The organism is Pseudomonas sp. EB271-G4-1 (genome assembly GCF_058791355.1).
This window is the reverse complement of the sequence record NZ_JBYTEO010000098.1, coordinates 1-18465: the sequence shown is the minus strand read 5'-3', so window position 1 is coordinate 18465 and position 18465 is coordinate 1. Positions and strand designations below refer to the sequence as shown.

The 18465-nt window shown below is 58.0% G+C and carries 18 protein-coding genes and 1 pseudogene; 11 read left to right on the top strand and 8 right to left on the bottom strand.

Annotation, left to right across the window (positions count from 1 at the left end; all coding sequences use genetic code 11):
- Positions 1 to 974: 974 nt before the first annotated feature.
- The 3 genes from AC3WWR_RS29270 (at position 975) to AC3WWR_RS29260 (ending at position 3972) form a co-directional block, all read left to right on the top strand.
- A complete protein-coding gene (locus tag AC3WWR_RS29270; protein WP_008058016.1) occupies positions 975 to 1238 on the top strand; it encodes a DUF2790 domain-containing protein in 264 nt (87 codons plus the stop codon).
- Positions 1239 to 1781: 543 nt separating this feature from the next.
- Complete coding sequence (locus AC3WWR_RS29265) at positions 1782 to 3029, top strand: ribonucleotide-diphosphate reductase subunit beta (RefSeq protein ID WP_150772443.1); 1248 nt, start codon at positions 1782 to 1784, stop codon at positions 3027 to 3029.
- Positions 3030 to 3258: 229 nt separating this feature from the next.
- The gene (locus tag AC3WWR_RS29260) at positions 3259 to 3972 is read left to right on the top strand and encodes an HNH endonuclease (RefSeq protein WP_020800275.1); all 714 of its coding nucleotides are present in this window, start codon (positions 3259 to 3261) and stop codon (positions 3970 to 3972) included.
- A 60-nt stretch (positions 3973 to 4032) separates the two neighbouring features.
- Here the strand turns inward: AC3WWR_RS29260 and AC3WWR_RS29255 are convergent, their stop codons facing one another.
- The 8 genes and pseudogenes from AC3WWR_RS29255 to arcD (AC3WWR_RS29220) all read right to left on the bottom strand — a co-directional run bounded on the left by AC3WWR_RS29255 (position 4033) and on the right by arcD (AC3WWR_RS29220) (position 10160).
- Entirely contained in the window at positions 4033 to 4737 is a 705-nt protein-coding gene (locus AC3WWR_RS29255) for a DUF6933 domain-containing protein (RefSeq protein WP_492599280.1), read from the bottom strand.
- Between the two features lie 36 nt (positions 4738 to 4773).
- Positions 4774 to 5136: a hypothetical protein gene (locus tag AC3WWR_RS29250; RefSeq protein ID WP_489326225.1), complete on the bottom strand. Its 363-nt coding sequence runs from the start codon at positions 5134 to 5136 to the stop codon at positions 4774 to 4776.
- Between the two features lie 164 nt (positions 5137 to 5300).
- Positions 5301 to 5681 carry a hypothetical protein gene (locus AC3WWR_RS29245; RefSeq protein ID WP_042955789.1) on the bottom strand — a complete coding sequence of 127 codons (381 nt, stop codon included), beginning with the start codon at positions 5679 to 5681 and terminating at the stop codon, positions 5301 to 5303.
- The gene (locus tag AC3WWR_RS29240) at positions 5678 to 6640 is read right to left on the bottom strand and encodes a hypothetical protein (RefSeq protein ID WP_492599282.1); all 963 of its coding nucleotides are present in this window, start codon (positions 6638 to 6640) and stop codon (positions 5678 to 5680) included. The genes AC3WWR_RS29245 and AC3WWR_RS29240 overlap by 4 nt, the downstream gene beginning before the upstream one ends.
- 300 nt (positions 6641 to 6940) lie before the next feature.
- A pseudogene (locus AC3WWR_RS29235) lies at positions 6941 to 7009 on the bottom strand (PAAR domain-containing protein); the annotation flags it as partial.
- A gap of 209 nt (positions 7010 to 7218) precedes the next feature.
- The gene (locus AC3WWR_RS29230; RefSeq protein WP_432668523.1) at positions 7219 to 7491 is read right to left on the bottom strand and encodes a hypothetical protein; all 273 of its coding nucleotides are present in this window, start codon (positions 7489 to 7491) and stop codon (positions 7219 to 7221) included.
- 381 nt (positions 7492 to 7872) lie between these two features.
- Complete coding sequence (locus AC3WWR_RS29225; protein ID WP_432668524.1) at positions 7873 to 8736, bottom strand: DNA-3-methyladenine glycosylase family protein; 864 nt, start codon at positions 8734 to 8736, stop codon at positions 7873 to 7875.
- Positions 8733 to 10160 (bottom strand): arginine-ornithine antiporter, encoded by a 1428-nt coding sequence (gene arcD / locus AC3WWR_RS29220; protein WP_020800267.1) that lies wholly within the window; start codon positions 10158 to 10160, stop codon positions 8733 to 8735. Before arcD (AC3WWR_RS29220) ends, AC3WWR_RS29225 begins: the two co-directional genes overlap by 4 nt.
- A 442-nt stretch (positions 10161 to 10602) precedes the next feature.
- Here arcD (AC3WWR_RS29220) and arcD (AC3WWR_RS29215) point away from each other — a divergent pair, with 442 nt between their 5' ends.
- The 8 genes from arcD (AC3WWR_RS29215) to AC3WWR_RS29180 all read left to right on the top strand — a co-directional run.
- Positions 10603 to 12030: an arginine-ornithine antiporter gene (gene arcD, locus AC3WWR_RS29215; RefSeq protein WP_020800266.1), complete on the top strand. Its 1428-nt coding sequence runs from the start codon at positions 10603 to 10605 to the stop codon at positions 12028 to 12030.
- A gap of 33 nt (positions 12031 to 12063) precedes the next feature.
- Positions 12064 to 13320 (top strand): arginine deiminase, encoded by a 1257-nt coding sequence (gene arcA / locus AC3WWR_RS29210; protein WP_020800265.1) that lies wholly within the window; start codon positions 12064 to 12066, stop codon positions 13318 to 13320.
- Between the two features lie 69 nt (positions 13321 to 13389).
- On the top strand, positions 13390 to 14400 hold the full coding sequence (locus AC3WWR_RS29205) for an ornithine carbamoyltransferase (protein ID WP_020800264.1): 1011 nt from the start codon (positions 13390 to 13392) through the stop codon (positions 14398 to 14400).
- Positions 14401 to 14472: 72 nt separating this feature from the next.
- Positions 14473 to 15402: a carbamate kinase gene (gene arcC / locus AC3WWR_RS29200; protein ID WP_020800263.1), complete on the top strand. Its 930-nt coding sequence runs from the start codon at positions 14473 to 14475 to the stop codon at positions 15400 to 15402.
- Positions 15403 to 15414: 12 nt separating this feature from the next.
- The gene (locus AC3WWR_RS29195; protein ID WP_020800262.1) at positions 15415 to 15777 is read left to right on the top strand and encodes a DUF5064 family protein; all 363 of its coding nucleotides are present in this window, start codon (positions 15415 to 15417) and stop codon (positions 15775 to 15777) included.
- 225 nt (positions 15778 to 16002) lie between these two features.
- Entirely contained in the window at positions 16003 to 17511 is a 1509-nt protein-coding gene (gcsR, locus tag AC3WWR_RS29190) for a transcriptional regulator GcsR (RefSeq protein ID WP_020800261.1), read from the top strand.
- 411 nt (positions 17512 to 17922) lie between these two features.
- Positions 17923 to 18306, top strand: coding sequence for a glycine cleavage system protein GcvH (gene gcvH / locus AC3WWR_RS29185; protein ID WP_110755284.1), 384 nt, complete (start codon positions 17923 to 17925; stop codon positions 18304 to 18306).
- 10 nt (positions 18307 to 18316) lie between these two features.
- On the top strand, positions 18317 to 18465 hold a 149-nt coding region (locus AC3WWR_RS29180; protein ID WP_492599281.1), incomplete at its 3' end, for a hypothetical protein.

The following is an 18465-nucleotide window of genomic DNA, read 5'->3' as shown; positions in this document are numbered from 1 at the left end:
GGCCAGAACCTCGGGACGAACGGGATACAGGGAAGCCGCACTCATCTTTCTTACCTCGGTGGAATAGTTGTTTTTGTATGACCCTGTTTTAGCCGGGCGGCGCCTATAGAACCATTCGACGATGGTAGTAACAAGCCCACACAAAACGTCCTGATAACCGCAAAACACGCCTGGAACAAATGTCCCAACTTTCTCCCTCCCCCCTGTACTGATCGTTCCCACGCTCTGCGTGGGAATGCCGCCAGGGACGCTCTGCGTTCCACTGACGACGCGTTAATTGAGCCGTGCGCAGCGGTTATGCGAAGCGTAACAGGAAGCTATATGTGAGATTTATTGTGGGAGTGCATATCCATTGCTGCGGTAACGGCGACTTATGGTTTCGCCCTTACGGCGACTCCCTTTTTCAAACGCCGGAGTGCCGGCCCAGCAAAAAGGAAGCAAAAGGCTTTGCCCCACCACTCGGTGCCTCGCTTAGGCTCGGCATGCCAGAACGAAGGCATTGCTCCGTGGGTCGCCACGATGGGCCGTCCCTGGCCCAGCTCGGCTAAACCGGCGTCCTGCCGGTTTCCCCACTGCGCAATGCCTGCGTTCGGCCATCGTGGTTAACGGAGCACCCAGATCAAAAGCCAAACCGAGGCGGCCTTAAAGCCGACCTGACTGTTACGGGTGTACCTGGACCCCCTGTAGGAGCGAGCCTGCTCGCGAAAAACTCGAAAACACCATGGGGCACCAGACAGACGCATTATCAAAGTTATCCAGGGATTGTTACAAAATCCGTCAAAGGTGTTTATCAAAACCATGCCTATATGAATCCCACCCCCGCGCCTAAAATTCGCTCCGCCAACCCGGCAAACTGAGTTAACCGAGTTACAGCCCCCACGAAGGCAGTTAACCCAAATCCAAGTAGTGCAGTTCCACACGCAACCTCAAAAAGGTTGCGTGACCCCCTTCGCCCTTAGAAAGGTAAATATTAAATGAAAGCTTTATTGGTACTGGCCCTCAGCAGTCTGTGCGCAACCGCCATGGCAGACGAGGCCCAGACTGATGTCGCGCAGCAACAACCGGCCATCGAGGATTACACTTACTCGATGCACCTGGACATCGCCAAAGTTATTTCAATGAGCGAAGTTCCCAATGTATGCGAAGTTGTCCCGATGAAAATGGAATATGACGACTCCAAGGGCCAGCGCCATATCCTGCGTTACAGCGTCATGGGTAACGGCTGCTCCAGCGGCTGATTGACTGCGCCGAATCCGGCCCACTCAGCCGCGTGCTGAAGGTCGATTCCAGCCCGGCTAACGTCGGGCTCAGTTGTGTCTGGACTGGTCAAAAAACGCCCACAAACACAAGATGTAGTAAAAAAGGCCACTTTTTGCTTACTTTTTGAACAAAACCGATACCCCGCCATTTTTACGAAAAAAAATCTTCACCCGCCAAAGCCCTGTAAACCCTCGCTCCGACCGAAAAACCCGCCCTCTCGACCGTGCCATGCGCGGATTCGCCCCACCACGACCGTGAAAATTTCCATATAATGCGGCCTTAAACGGGCCTGCAATATCCCCTTACAGGGATGAAAAGCCAGTCTGAAGCCCCGCAGCAGCATTCGATGCTGATTTGCGCCCATCAGTGGCTCTCGGAACCCCGTACAAAATTATGTTTATTTGCCTGCGTAGCACCGCTGCAAAAAACGATATCCAACGCGGCCAGCACCGCCGTGTGAAAAAACCAACCCTTCAATTTTCACACGGGCACACTGGCCCTCACGCAGGAGACGACACGTCATGCTGAGCTGGGACGAATTCGACAAAGAAGACACGGAAGTAGTAGCCAAGAGCGCCAACGCCGGCCACGCCACCGAAGCCAACATGGACCGTCTCGACAGCGCCGGCGGTGCCGCCGCCCTGGAAGCTCGCGCCGTGACCGCTGCGGACTCCGCTGCCGTCGCCCGCGCCAAGGCTGCCCTGGATTCCCTCGACGTCGCCGAAGGCCTCGCCGAACTCGAAGGCGCCTCCGCCCGTGTCGCTGTCGATGAAAAGCGCATGATCAACTGCCGTGCCGACCTCAACCAGCTCGTACCCTTCAAGTACGACTGGGCCTGGCAGAAGTACCTGGACGGCTGCGCAAACCACTGGATGCCGCAAGAAGTCAACATGACCGCCGACATCGCCCTCTGGAAAAACCCGGAAGGCCTGACCGACGACGAGCGCCGCATCGTGATGCGTAACCTCGGCTTCTTCTCCACCGCCGACTCCCTGGTTGCCAACAACCTGGTCCTGGCCGTGTACCGCCTGATCACCAACCCGGAATGCCGCCAGTACATCCTGCGCCAGGCCTTCGAAGAGGCGATCCACACCCACGCCTACCAGTACTGCATCGAATCGCTGGCCATGGATGAAGGCGAAATCTTCAACATGTACCACGAGATCCCATCGGTCGCGAAAAAAGCCACCTGGGGCCTGAAATACACCCGTTCGATCTCCGATCCGAAGTTCGAAACCGGCACCGTCGAAACCGACAAAGAGCTGCTGCGCAACCTGATCGCCTACTACTGCGTCCTGGAAGGCATCTTCTTCTACTGCGGCTTCACCCAGATCCTCTCCATGGGCCGCCGCAACAAAATGACCGGCGTCGCCGAGCAGTTCCAGTACATCCTGCGCGACGAATCCATGCACCTGAACTTCGGCATCGACGTGATCAACCAGATCAAAATCGAAAACCCACACCTGTGGGACGCCGAAATGAAGGAAGAAGCTTCGCAGATGATCCTGCAAGGCACCCAACTGGAAATCGAATACGCCCGCGACACCATGCCTCGCGGCGTGCTGGGCATGAACGCGGCGATGATGGAGGACTACCTCAAGTTCATCGCTAACCGTCGCCTGTCGCAGATCGGTCTGAAGGAAGAGTACCCAGGGACGACTAACCCGTTCCCTTGGATGAGCGAGATCATGGACTTGAAGAAGGAGAAGAACTTCTTTGAGACTCGGGTTATTGAGTATCAGACTGGTGGGGCGCTTAGCTGGGATTGATTTCCAAGCTAGCCACGATTTGACGACTTGAATCGGCAAATCGAACATCTGAAAGCCCTCGACTTGTTCGGGGGCTTTTTTATGGATTAGGAAAACTCCATTCGATGGGCTAGATAATGCGCCGGTAGGATCTTCTGTAAGAAACGCCGCTATTTCTTGTAGGAAAATTCGTAGACAGCCGTAGTGGCCACTCAGTATCGTCCGAGGGTTTTCAACTCTCGGCGATTCTATGAGCGAAACGATAAAAGACAGCGACTGGAGCGTTTCAGAGATCAGGGCCGCGGTGGATGCCTATCTAAAAATGCTCGCGCTAGAACTAAGCGGTCAGAAATTCGTGAAGACTGTAGAAAATCTTGCTCTACGCGAAGCGGCCTTACCCACCCGCACCAAAGGCTCCGTCGAATTCCGGATGCAGAACATCTCTACGGTACTGATGAAGATGGATCGAGAATTCATCAAGGGGTATAAGCCTGCCAAGAACGTTGGTTCGAATGTTGAGCAGTTAATTCGAGCAGCGCTCACCGAACGAGGCGTTCAGCCCGGCGACCCCACCGCTCCGACAGCTGATGAACAAACGCTAGAGCGACGTGCTGCTGCGCTTCAAAAGCAAAAGATCAAGGAGCCGCCAAAAGGTATTAAAAAACCGAAACGAGCAGCAAGCTCTGGCACAGTCTATGTGCGTGATCCCGAGGTGCGAGCGTGGGTGCGAAATGAAGCCGAAGGTCATTGCGATGGCTGTGGCGAACCTGCTCCGTTTCAAAAACTTGGGTTGCCTTATCTGGAAGTCCACCACGTTAAGCCCCTCGCCGAAAAAGGCTCGGATCAAGTCACCAACGCCGTAGCACTCTGCCCGAACTGCCATCGTCGTTGTCATCATTCGAGCGACAGTGAGGAATTCACCGCTTCGCTTTACAAGAAGGTCACACGGCTGATTCCCGAGTAATCGAACTCTGTAGCGAGGTAACTTGCCGATGCAAGGATCAACCCTCCGTCCATGTCTGCATTACTGCAATGGCTCGAGCGCTTGCCGAAGTCGATCCTCCAGCGCCCATATCTCCCGCTTCACCTCCATGCGCCGCTCACGGGCGGCTTGAATGTGAGACTCATCAAGGCCAGCGTAACGACGTAACCAGTGAACGATCATTTCCTCATCAGGGTGGTAATAGTCCTTGTGGCCTTTACTCCCTCTCAGGGTGTCATTCATATCACTGTCGAAACGGCCAGCCGCGAATTCATCCGGGGGCAACGTGCCCCATTCGGCGGCGCAATCCTCGAATACCCACGAAATCTCATTGAGGTGTTTTTGCGCACCGCGATGCCCGCGTTTGTAAAACACCTGCTCGCGGCAACTCTCAAGGAAACGCTCCATCATCGGCTCGTCATCGACCCATTGAAGGATGTCGTGCTGGCCCGCATGGCGGACCAGGCCGTTTATCCAACGCTCGGCAAAACGATCAACAAAGCCTTCCAAATCGGCTTTTTTCGCGTGCGCGAAAATCATGCAGTACCGGGTTTGCACATGGATGACGAACAGCACGTGCTTGCGTTGAACGGTAATCGCGTGGACCAGCCACTGTTCGGCTGACGCATCAGGCGCATCGTCCTCAATAATGGGCGATGGTGGTTTACCCACCGGGGAGATTTTCTTGCCTTTGTGCACACGACTGAAAAAGTTGCTGGCGGCTTCGGTGCAATTGAAGATCAACATCCTGGTTCTCTGGTAGAAGGCGGGTGATAGCGGTTGTCAGTCCTGCTGCACTATCTCATCTGCCCATTCAATCTCATAGGGCTGGCGAACCACGTCAGCAATCTCTTCCCGCGCCGCTTCGCTGAGGACCGACAGCTCTGCATCGGTCAGCAAGTCGTGTCTGACCATCATTCTCAAAGCCATCAGTGCGCTAGAGCGACTGTAAGGATCGAAAGTCCGGACGATGTCATTATCCCGGTCGCGCATCAGCCGATAAAGCATCCCATACCTGGCTTGAGCCGAAAGCGCACCATGCTCAGTGATGGTCTTGGCATCGGCCAACACACCCTGGCAGAAACGATCGAGCGCCAGCTTGCGCAGTTCCTTGAACTTCTTCCAGTCGCTTTCGATGATGGGCATGAGCATTACCTCTGCGAAGGATCTTTGACGAAGTAAAACGCATTCTTGCCGAAAAATCCTGTCGCATTCAGGTCACTGAGTCGGAGGGGCTGGAATTCGCCCCGACACCGCCAAAATCGAGATTGTCAGATTTTTTGTGTGCGGGACGGTTATGGCCTGCCCTCTTACCTGAATTTCACCAGCAAAGATCCAATCAACAGCCAAACACCACTACCAACCAACATGACAGCTTTTATTTTTAGTAGACGCTTCAGATGAGGAGGGAAGTTTTTAATATCCTCGGGGTCCAGTTCACCACTGCGGATTGATGCGTTTGGCATCATTACCATCCCGGCGATTTTTGCTACCAGCATAAGGCACCCAAACCATCCCTGAGTCCTCAGGCCCGGCCCCCAGATCGCGATATAGCGACTGTTCTTCAGGGCCCCCATCATCACATCCAGATGACGGCCTAAATATAGGGAGTACGCGATACCCACAACCCCCAGTAGGAATGGTCCCCCAACAACAGTTATGGAAACCCAGGTTGGCCACATGTCGATCATGGCGTTGAGCCTTCGTATATTTTTTCGCCTAAAAACTCTCCTCCATCACCACCACGGGTCGTACCCAGCCATGCCCCACCACCTATCAAGGTCGCAATGCAGACAACGCCCCCAATGCCTGTAGTGTATCCAAGCGCCAGGCAGACAGGCGCACTGGCATATTTGCCTAACTCTGCACCCACAATGCCACCAACGATGGACCCGATGAATTTTCCACCCTCAGTAAATCTAACCTTCTCGCAAGCCGCACCAGAATCCCCAACACAAACTTCCTGAATAACCAGCAGCGAAGAAACCCCGCCAATACCAATGCCTATGTAACCACCGGTGCTCATGTACTTGGCAGCCCGACTGATCGCATTCACATGGGTGGCATAACCCGGTATCGGCCCCGGCGCCCCAGCCTTGTCCCAGTGATGCACCAGGCTACGACTGGAAATGCCGAGGGCGGTCTTCAATTTGGGGTGATCACCCAAGGTGGTCACACCACGAAGGCGCGTGGAGTTCAGCAGGTGGGCATCCAGCTGGGCGAGCAGACGCTGGCGCTCGGCAACAAACGGCTTCGATCTCAGGTTGCCATGCTGGCGATAGGTTTCCTGATGCAGGCGCTCTATGCCCTGGAGGGTGTCGCGCAGGCGGATCAGGTGCTTCTCCATTACCGCTGCGCTGACGCCGAGAACGGTCGAAGTATCGCCGGTAAAACTGGCAATTTCGGCGCCGTGGCGATACATGAACTCCGCTTCTGCTGGCGTCAGGGGATCGAGGGCTGCCTTGACCTGTTGCGCGGCCTGCATCAGCTGGGCTTCCTGGTAGGTGCAGGAACTGTTGTTCGGATCGCTCAGCACAATCATCGAACCGGCTTTGAGATCGCTTCGACCAGGGTTGAGCGCCTGGAACTTGTTCAGGGTGGCGTGTTGGCGCGAGGGGAAAAGCGCGGCCTCCAGTTGTTCGCGGCTCATGCTGTGGGGAACAACGTAGAAGCCCGGTTCCGGTAAGTCTGTTCTGTTGAATGCGGCTGGAGCCGGATGACTTGAAGGGGCGAAACCGGATTGACGTGGCACTGCCGGCTGAGTGCTAGCGGCGGGTGCGGTTGGCTCAGCCGCTCTTCTGGACACCGGCGGTGAAGCGTCCGCTTTCGTGTAAGTTGCCGTGAGTACCGTGGGGATCAGACTGGCCTTACAAGGGCAATTGCTGTAGCTATCCAGCGTGCCAGCCATGGGCCTTCCATGACTGGTCATGTACGAGATGCCACCGACGATCCGATACGTCTTCCTGTCCTTTCCACAGGTGACTCGATCACCATCGCAGGCGTGGGCAACGCCATACATCATGATCCGGGTGTCACCATCGAGAACTGTGCCGCCACAGGTGGTTCGGTCATTCAAACCGATGAAATGTCCTTCTCTCATTGAATTTCTTCTCCATGACTTCCGGTCGAGTCCAGAAGGTTTACGACGAGGGGTTGCGACCGTCAGTTGCGTCAGCATTCAAGCAACGCCGAACTGAGACAGCCTTGGGCAGCGCCAGACTTGATCGCTCAGTCCGCGATAGATGGAAGAAAATCCTTAACCATCGACTCCCCTTCGCGCGCAACAAACACCAAGCCGTCCTGCGGCGTATTGATGATCTCGTCGCCATTGCTGAGCAAGCTGCCGACCAACGCCACATCATTGTTAACCTGCCCGGCGCCTGTGATGATCTGCGCCGTACTGCCATCGACATACATGACGTAGTCGCCTTTGCGCGCTCCACGCACCGACTGTCCATTTTCCAGCTTGAACTCCTGCAGTCCGGTCCCTTGCTGGATCACTCCGCCGTTACTGGTATGACTGCCCTCGGTGGCAAAGCGGAAGATGGCGATGGCGGGATGCCATCAAGGTATGCCTGCTGTTCGCGAACAGTCGCCTGGGTTTCCTCATCGAATCGCGCAATGTGCTGCTCAGTGAAGTGCGGGGTGTCCAGGCTGCGGAGGTATTCTGGGGAAACAGCATTGCCATACAAGAACTAAAAGGGTGCATTCATTTCAAACTCCTTATCCTTGGAAGGGTGTTCAGAAATAATGCAGCGGACGCTAACAGCGTTACGACCCTCACGGCAGGGTCAAAAAGACGATTCAGAAGTTTCTCCAGAAGAAACAATCCTTTTCCTACAAAAGGGTCTGTCCATGGAGGCCACGTGGATGAATCAACCCTCAGTCCGGCCGACTCAACGAACTCCACAACAACTGCGCCGCATACCCCCGATACGGCCGCCATCCCTCAGCCCTCTCCAACAACTGCCGAGCCGTCACCGGCCCGCCCTCCAATGTCGCCAACGCATTGATCAACCCCACATCCCCATTCGGCAACCCATCCATTTCCCGCAGCTGCCGCAGGGCGATGTATTGCGCGGTCCAATCGCCAATGCCATACAGCGCCAGCAACCGCGCCACCCCGCCGTGCCGACCGGGTTCAAACAACAGGGGATCATCGATCACCGCCTGGGCCACGCCAGACAGCGTACGGCCTCGGCTTTTCGGCATCCCCAATGTCGCAAGGTCCGCCGCCGCCAGCACCGCCGCTTCGGGAAACACATGGGTCAGGCCACCGCGCGGCGAGCTCAAGGGTGTGCCGTATTGCGCCACCAGCTTCCCGGCCAGTTTGATAGCCGCGCCCACGGTAATCTGCTGCCCCAACACCGCGCGGATCGCCAGTTCCAGTCCGTCCCACGTCCCCGGTACGCGCAGCCCTGGGCGGTCTGTAATTAGTCGTGCCAGCAGTGGGTCAGCCGACAGATGCTGTTGCATGCTGATCAGGTCGGCATCCAGATCAAACATCCGCCGCAGCCTGGCGACGATCTCCGGCACTGCGTTGGCATCGGGAAAGTCCAGCGTCAGTTCCAGTGAGTCCGCCGTCGCAGGCCCGATAACGAGCGTGCCGTGGACCCCGTTCAAGCCGATGCTGCGTGAGTAGACGTCGCCGATCACTTCTTCCATTCCAGTGATCGCCCGCGCCGACAGAAAACCCAACATCGCCGGCCAATCGTAGGGTGGCTGGAACGCCAGCAGTAACTTCACAGGCTGAGCACTCCGCTGTACAGCGCATACGCCGCCAGTCCGGCAGCGCTGATGACACAGGTAAATATGCCCTTCTCGAGGGTGGTGAACAGCGGTTTGCCCTGTTCATGCCTGGCCTTGGCGAACAGGATCACGCCGGGCGCGTAGAGCAAGGCCGAGAGCAGCAGGTACTTCACGCCGCCGGCATATAGCAACCACACCGCATAACTCAGGGCGATGCCGCCGATCAGCAGGTCCTTGGTGCGTTCGGCGGAGGCGTGCTCATAGGTTTCACCGCGACCGCTCAGCAGCACCGCATAAGCCGCCGACCACAGATAGGGCACCAGGATCATCGATGAAGCGAGGTAGATCAGGCTGGTGTAGGTGCCGGCGGAAAACAGCGTGATCAGCAGAAACAGCTGAATCATCATGTTGGTCAGCCACAGCGCATTGACCGGCACATGGTTGGCGTTTTCCTTGGTCAGGAATGCCGGCATGGTCTTGTCCTTCGCGGTGGCGAACAGGATCTCCGCACACAGCAATGCCCAGGACAGCAACGCGCCCAGCAGTGAGATCCCCAGGCCGATACTGATCAGCAACGCGCCCCACGGGCCGACAATATGCTCGAGCACCGAGGCCAGCGACGGGTTCTGCAAGGTGGCCAGTTCCGGCTGACTGAGGATCCCCAGCGAAAGCACGTTGACCAATACCAGCAGCGCCAGCACCCCGAGAAAACCGATGACCGTGGCCCGGCCCACATCCGCGCGCTTCTCCGCCCGCGCCGAGTAGACACTGGCGCCCTCGATGCCGATGAACACGAACACGGTGACCAGCATCATGTTGCGCACCTGGTCCATCACGCTACCGAAACTCGGGTTGCTGCGGCCCCAGATGTCCCGGGTGAAGATGTCCGCCTTGAACGCCACGGCGGCGATCACGATGAACATGATCAGCGGCACGATCTTGGCCACGGTCGTCAACAGGTTGATGAAAGCGGCTTCCTTGATCCCGCGCATCACTATGAAATGCACCGTCCACAGCAGCAAAGACGCACAGGCGATGGCGGTCGGGGTGTTGCCTTCGCCGAACACCGGAAAGAAAAACCCCAGGGTGCTGAACAGCAGCACGAAGTAGCCGACGTTGCCCAGCCAGGCGCTGATCCAGTAACCCCAGGCCGAAGAGAAGCCCATATAGTCGCCGAAACCGGCCTTGGCGTAGGCGTACACCCCCGAGTCCAGTTCCGGCTTGCGATTGGCCAGGGTCTGGAAGACGAAGGCCAGGGTCAGCATGCCGACGGCCGTAATGGCCCAGCCGATCAGGATCGCCCCCGCATCGGCCTTGGCCGCCATGTTCTGCGGCAGGGAAAAGATACCGCCGCCAATCATCGATCCGACGACCAGGGCGATCAGTGCGCTCAGGCGAAGCTTTTGCGTCGATTGCGACATGGCGGCGTCTCCAGTTGCCAGGGGCGGCCATTGCCGCAAGATCGTCACATAACCTGCGTTAACTAAATGGATGAAGCGTAATGACGTTTATTGGATAACGCCAACAAACGCCCATCCAAGTGCCAGATAAAACCCAATAGGCATCGATATATTTTTTTGCTTTATACAACTTTTTTGATAAGCCAATTCCGTTCTGAGAACCCTCCGCGAAAATTTGCGGATTGGTAAAAAAGGGCTAGCTTCATAAGGCGCAAGGAATGCGAAAAAGTTTCAATAAAAATTCAACGAAGCCTCTGGGACAAGCATTACAGGCATTAGCTTTGTATGAGCGATCTTTTGGTTATTCACAATGGAATGTCGACCTGCACTGATCTGAGTCAGTCCGCTCAATGGCGGGCGGACCTAGTCTGTTGCCTCTCTTCTCCTGCAATGGAGTCATGCAATGTCTGAAACTCCCGGAAAACTGAAACTCGGCGCGCTGATTGCCCTGGTCGTCGGTTCGATGATCGGTGGCGGCATCTTTTCCCTGCCGCAAAACATGGCGGCCAGTGCCGATGTCGGCGCCATTCTGATTGGCTGGGCGATCACCGCCGTCGGCATGCTCACCCTGGCCTTTGTCTTCCAGACCCTGGCCAATCGCAAGCCCGACCTGGATGGCGGGGTCTACGCCTACGCCAAGGCCGGTTTCGGCGACTACATGGGTTTCTCTTCGGCCTGGGGTTACTGGATCAGTGCCTGGCTGGGCAACGTTGGTTACTTCGTCCTGTTATTCAGCACCCTGGGTTACTTCTTCCCGGTGTTCGGCGAGGGCAATACCGTCGCCGCCGTGGTCGGTGCGTCCGTGTTGCTGTGGGCCGTGCATTGGCTGGTACTGCGGGGAATCAAGGAAGCGGCATTCATCAACCTGGTGACCACGATCGCCAAGATCGTACCGCTGATACTGTTTGTGCTGATTACGATTTTCGCCTTCAAACTGGAGATCTTCACCGCCGACATCTGGGGCCTGAAGAATCCGGACCTTGGCAGCGTCATGAACCAGGTGCGCAACATGATGCTGGTCACCGTGTGGGTGTTCATCGGCATCGAGGGCGCGAGCATTTTCTCGGCCCGGGCGGAAAAACGCAGTGATGTGGGTAAGGCCACGGTGATCGGGTTTATCACCGTGCTGCTGATTTTGGTACTGGTGAACGTGCTGTCGCTGGGCATCCTGACCCAACCGGAGCTGGCCAAGCTGCAGAACCCGTCGATGGCCGCCGTGCTGGAACACGTGGTCGGTCCGTGGGGGGCGGTGCTGATCAGCGTCGGCCTGATCATCTCGTTGCTCGGAGCACTGCTGTCGTGGGTGCTGCTGTGTGCGGAGATCATGTTCGCCGCCGCCAAGGACCACACCATGCCGGCGTTCCTGCGCAAGGAAAACGCCAACCAGGTACCGGTCAACGCCCTGTGGCTGACCAATGCCATGGTCCAGATATTCCTGGTCATCACATTGTTTTCGGCCAGCACCTACCTGTCGCTGATCTACCTCGCCACTTCGATGATCCTGGTGCCTTACCTGTGGTCGGCGGCGTACGCCCTGTTGTTGGCCGTGCGCGGCGAAACTTACGAAGGCGCGGCGAGCGAGCGTCAGAAGGACCTGTTCATTGGTGCCGTGGCCCTGATCTATGCGGTCTGGCTGCTGTACGCCGGCGGCATGAAATACCTGCTGCTCTCGGCCCTGCTCTATGCGCCCGGCGTGATCCTGTTCGCCAAGGCCAAGCTGGAACTCAAGAAACCGGTTTTCACCAACGTCGAGAAGCTGATTTTCGCCGCGGTGGTCGTCGGCGCCCTGGTGGCGGCCTACGGTCTCTACGACGGCTTCCTGACCCTGTAACACGACTGATTTGCCATCTGGAGGTTCACTGAAATGACCACGGAAAAAGTTAAGTACGGCGTCCATTCCGAAGCCGGCAAACTGCGCAAAGTCATGGTTTGCTCCCCAGGGCTCGCCCATCAGCGCCTGACCCCGAACAACTGCGACGAATTGCTGTTCGATGATGTGCTGTGGGTGGCACAGGCCAAGCGCGACCATTTCGATTTCGTCACCAAAATGCGTGAACGCAATGTCGATGTACTGGAGATGCACAACCTGCTGACCGACATCGTCGCCATCCCCGAAGCGCTGGACTGGATTCTCGAGCGCAAGATCACTGCCGATTCGGTGGGCCTGGGCCTGATCAATGAAACCGGCTCGTGGCTGCGCAGCCTGGAACCGCGCAAGATCGCCGAGTTCCTGATCGGTGGTGTCTCGGCCGATGACCTGCCGGACAGTTTTGGCGGCAAGACCATTCAGATGTTCCGCGAATTCCTCGGCCACTCCAGCTTCATCCTGCCGCCGCTCCCCAACACCCAGTTCACCCGCGATACCACGTGCTGGATCTACGGTGGCGTCACGCTCAACCCGATGTACTGGCCGGCACGTCGCCAGGAAACCCTGCTGACCACCGCCATCTACAAATTCCATCCGCAATTCACCAACGCTGAATTCCAGATCTGGTACGGCGACCCGGACAAGGACCATGGCAGTTCCACTCTGGAAGGCGGCGATGTGATGCCGATCGGCAACGGCGTGGTCCTGATCGGCATGGGCGAACGCTCGTCCCGCCAAGCCATCGGCCAACTGGCTGTCAGTCTGTTCAAGCACAAGGCCGTGGAAAAAGTCATCGTCGCCGGCCTGCCTAAATCCCGCGCGGCGATGCACCTGGACACCGTGTTCAGCTTCTGTGACCGCGATGTGGTGACCATTTTCCCGGAAGTGGTGAACCAGATTGTCGCCTTCACCCTGCGCCCCGATGAAAGCAAGCCGGGCGGCATCGATATCCGCCGCGAAGAAACCAACTTCCTCGACACCGTGGCCAAGGCCCTCAACCTCAAGGCCCTGCGCGTCGTCGAAACCGGCGGCAACAGTTTCGCCGCCGAACGCGAGCAATGGGACGACGGCAACAACGTGGTCGCCGTGGAGCCCGGTGTGGTCATCGGCTACGACCGCAACACCTACACCAACACCCTGCTGCGCAAGGCCGGTGTGGAAGTCATCACCATCAGCGCAGGTGAACTGGGACGCGGTCGCGGCGGCGGCCATTGCATGACCTGCCCGATCATCCGCGATCCGATCGACTACTAACCTATCAGCCTTGGCCCGCACCGACCGAGCGCGGGCCAACGGGATAACCGACACCTTAGGAGATCCAAAATGGCGTTCAATATCCATAACCGCAATCTGCTGAGCCTGGAACACCACACCCCTCGCGAATTGCGCTACCTGCTCGACCTGTCCCGCGATCTCAAGCGGGCCAAATACACCGGCACCGAACAGCAACACCTCAAGGGCAACAACATCGCGCTGATCTTCGAGAAAACCTCGACCCGCACCCGCTGTGCGTTCGAAGTCGCCGCCTATGACCAGGGTGCCAATGTCACCTACATCGACCCGAACTCCTCGCAGATCGGCCACAAGGAAAGCATGAAGGACACCGCCCGCGTGCTCGGGCGCATGTATGACGCCATCGAGTACCGTGGCTTCAAACAGGAAATCGTCGAGGAGCTGGCCAAGTTTGCCGGCGTGCCTGTATTCAACGGCCTGACCGATGAATATCACCCGACACAAATGATCGCCGACGTGCTGACCATGCGTGAACACGCCGACAAGCCGATCCACGAAATCAGCTATGCCTACCTTGGGGATGCGCGTAACAACATGGGCAACTCGCTGCTGCTGATCGGCGCCAAGCTGGGCATGGACGTGCGCATCTGCGCGCCGAAAGCCCTGTGGCCGGCGGACGACCTGGTGGCACGCTGCAAAAAATACGGAGAGGAAAGCGGCGCGCGCATCACTCTCACCGAAGACCCGAAAGCGGCGGTCAAGGGCGTGGACTTCATCCACACCGACGTCTGGGTCTCTATGGGCGAGCCGGTTGAAGCCTGGGCCGAACGCATCCAGCAATTGCTGCCGTATCAGGTGAATGCCGAGCTGATGAAAGCCACCGGCAACCCGCGCACCAAGTTCATGCACTGCCTGCCGGCCTTCCACAACAGCGACACCAAAGTCGGCAAACAGATTGCCGAGCAGTACCCGCACCTGAAGAACGGCATCGAAGTGACCGATGACGTGTTCGAGTCGCCGGCCTGCATCGCTTTCGAGCAAGCGGAGAACCGCATGCACACGATCAAGGCGATTCTGGTGTCGACACTGGCGGATCTGTAAGGACTGAAGCCCCCTCCATCCGATCGTTCCCACGCTCTGCGTGGGAACGATCAAACTGAAAGGACATGCACCATGCGTATCGTCGTTGCTCTGGGCGGTAACGCCCTGCTCCGCCGGGGTGAACCCATGACCGCGGACAACCAGCGCGCCAATATCCGGATCGCCACCGAGCAGATCGCCAAGATCCATCCCGGCAACCAACTGGTCATCGCCCACGGCAATGGCCCGCAAGTCGGCCTGCTATCGCTGCAAGCGGCCGCCTACACCTCGGTGTCACCTTACCCGCTGGACGTCCTCGGCGCCGAAACCGAGGGCATGATCGGCTACATCATCGAACAGGAGCTGGGCAACCTGCTGGACTTCGAGGTGCCCTTCGCCACCTTGCTGACCCAGGTCGAAGTCGATGCCAACGACCCGGCCTTCCAGAAACCCAGCAAACCCATTGGCCCGGTGTACGGCAAGGCCGAGGCAGAAAAACTGGCTGCCGAAAAAGGCTGGGCCATCGCCCCCGACGGCGACAAATTCCGCCGCGTGGTCGCCAGCCCCAAACCCAAGCGCATCTTCGAAATCCGCCCGATCAAATGGCTGCTGGAAAAAGGCAGCATCGTGATCTGTGCCGGCGGTGGCGGCATCCCCACCATGTACACCGCACCCGGCAAACTTGAGGGCGTGGAAGCTGTGATCGACAAAGACCTGTGCTCGGCGCTGTTGGCCGAACAGCTGGAAGCCGATCTGTTGGTGATCGCCACCGACGTCAACGCCGCCTTTATCGATTTCGGTAAACCGACGCAGAAAGCCATCGCCCAGGCGCACCCCGACGAAATGGAAAAGCTCGGCTTCGCCGCTGGCTCCATGGGACCGAAGGTGCAGGCAGCCTGCGAGTTCGCACGCCATACTGGAAAAGTCGCGGTGATCGGCTCTCTGGCGGACATCGAGGCGATCGTCCAGGGCAAGGCTGGCACACGCATCAGCACAGCGACACCTGGCATTACTTACTTGTAAGGAGAGAAGTCCATGGCACAGTTTGAGCCAGGTCACTTGCACATCGAGCGTCATGCGCTGACACCGGACGATGTCAGTTACAACGTGCACCTCGACTATGAAGTCAGCACCAATGACAAAGGTGAAAAAGGCATCCTGTTCACCATGCATGGCAACATTCAAGGCAAGGACATGTCAGAGCCCTTCTTCCTGCCCAAGGAGGAGGCCTACAACTTCGCCAGGGATGTGACGAGAATTGCCGAGAAGTACGGGATTCCGAAGGCACACAGCCAGATCGGCTCGATCCACAAGCACTACGACTTGATGTTCGAAGACATCCGGCAGCAGTTGAATATGAAATCCGGTGATCCGGTAAACCCCGAACACTTCGAGTAACCCGAACACACGTTCTGTGCTCAACCCAAACCACTGTGGGAGTGGGCTTGCTCGCGAAAGCGCTGTATCAGTCGCCATCCTCGTTGACTGACACGACGCCTTCGCGAGCAGGCTCGCTCCCACAAGGGTCTAACCCCCGGCATTGAAGTCCACGCAGGATTTCACCATTAGCCCGCCCCAAGGCATACTTGCCACCCTCCGCACGCCAGAACCCAAAACTGCACCATGCGTATCCACGTCAGCTTCATCGATCGCGTCGGCATTACCCAGGAAGTCCTGGCCTTGCTCGGTGGACGAAACCTCAACCTGGATGCGGTGGAAATGGTTCCGCCCAACGTCTACATCGACGCGCCGACCCTGAGCCCCGAAGTGCTGGAAGAGTTGCGTGATGCGCTGTTGAGCGTGCGGGGCGTACAAGCCATGACCGTGGTCGACATTCTTCCCGGGCAACGTCGGCACCTGCAGCTCGATGCGCTGCTCGCGGCGATGACCGACCCGGTGCTGGCGCTGGACAGCGCTGGCAAGGTGCTGCTGGCCAACCCGGCGTTGATTGCCCTGTACGGTCGCGAGCCGGCCGGAGAAAGTGTCGCCGACCTGTTTGCCGATCCGGCGCTGCTCGATGCGTTGCTCGAACACGGTTTTCGCCTGCCGTTGCGAGAGATCACCGTCAACGGCCAGACCTTGTTGCTCGACGCCACGCCGATCACCGACGCTGGCGCCCTGTTGACCCTGTATCAACCCAATCGCATCGGTGAGCGCCTGTCGGCATTGCACCATGATCACGCTGAAGGCTTCGATGCGTTGCTGGGCGAATCGCCGGTCATTCGCACGCTCAAGGTTCGCGCGCAGCGGGTGGCGGCACTCGATGCGCCGCTGTTGATCCAGGGCGAAACCGGCACCGGCAAAGAACTGGTGGCGCGGGCTTGCCATGCCATCAGCGCCCGCCACAACGCACCGTTCCTGGCATTGAATTGCGCGGCACTGCCGGAGAACCTCGCCGAAAGCGAACTGTTCGGCTACGCCCCCGGCGCCTTTACCGGGGCACAACGGGGCGGCAAGCCGGGGCTGATGGAACTGGCCAACCAGGGCACGGTGTTTCTCGACGAAATCGGCGAAATGTCACCGTACTTGCAGGCCAAGCTGCTGCGATTCCTCAACGATGGCAGCTTCCGTCGGGTGGGTGGCGATCGCGAGGTCAAGGTCAACGTGCGAATCCTCAGCGCGACCCACCGCGACCTGGAGAAAATGGTCAGCGAAGGCTTGTTCCGCGAAGACCTGTTTTACCGCCTCAACGTACTCAATGTCGAAGTCCCGCCCCTGCGCGAACGCGGCCAGGACATCCTGCTCCTGGCCCGCTATTTCATGCAGCAGGCTTGCGCACAGATCCAGCGCCCGGTCTGTCGCCTGGCGCCGGGCACTTACCCGGCGCTGCTCGGCAACCGCTGGCCGGGCAACGTGCGGCAACTGCAAAACGTGATTTTCCGTGCAGCGGCCATTTGTGAAAGCAGCCTGGTGGACATTGGCGACCTCGACATCGCTGGCACCTCGGTGGCACGCCAGAGCGATCAGGATATCGACAGCCTGGAGCAGGCCATGGATGAGTTCGAGAAAACCCTGCTGGAAAAGCTCTACGTCAGCTACCCCTCGACCCGCCAACTGGCCAGCCGCCTGCAAACGTCTCATACCGCCATCGCTCATCGATTGCGCAAGTACGGCATCCCCAAACAGCCTTGAAATTGATCGTTCCCACGCTCCGCGTGGGAATGCAGCCCGGGACGCTCTGCGTCCCAAAGCGTGACGCAGAGCGTCACAAGAGGCATTCCCACGCAGAGCGTGGGAACGATCGATTCAAAAGCGACCTTCACCTGTACTGAAAGCGCTACAGCGGAACGATTTCGCTACACCCCTCTGCAACCAGCCCTGCGCAAGGCTTTGATCCACTTCAGCTTTTTTCTCCTGCTGCGGCCGTAGCGATTTCGCTACAGCCTGCGAACTCAGCTTGACCCAATATAATCTTAACTTGTTGATTTATAACAATAAAACAACATTGGCCGCCTTTTTGCTTAGTAAGCCCCCATAAACCAGGGCATTGCCCAAGCATTCAATCGCGTCCACCAGACGAGTCTGGCCCCCTTAGGAGTTTCCATGAGCGAGTTGCGTTTTACTGAAGATCACGAATGGCTGCGCACCGAAGCTGACGGCACTGTCACAGTCGGCATCACCGCTTTCGCGCAGAACGCTCTGGGCGACGTGGTTTTCGTACAACTGCCAGAGTTGCAGTCCTACGACAAAGGCGCTGAAGCAGCCACCGTGGAATCGGTAAAAGCCGCCAGCGGCGTGTACATGCCACTGGACGGAGAAGTGCTGGAAGTGAACCCGGCGCTGGACGCCAGCCCTGAGCTGGTCAACGAAGACCCGCTGGGCGAAGGCTGGTTCTTCCGTTTCCAGCCCGCTGACGCTGCCGCTGTCGGCCAACTGCTGGATCAGGACGCCTACGACCGCCTGATCAAAGCCCAAGCCGAAGCCTGAGGAGCCTGCCATGACTATCAATCTCAGCACCGCCAATGAATTCATCGCCCGCCACATCGGCCCCCGCGCCGGTGACGAGCAAGCCATGCTCAACACCCTCGGCTTCGACTCCCTCGAAGCCCTGAGCGCCAGCGTCATTCCCGACAGCATCAAGGGCAC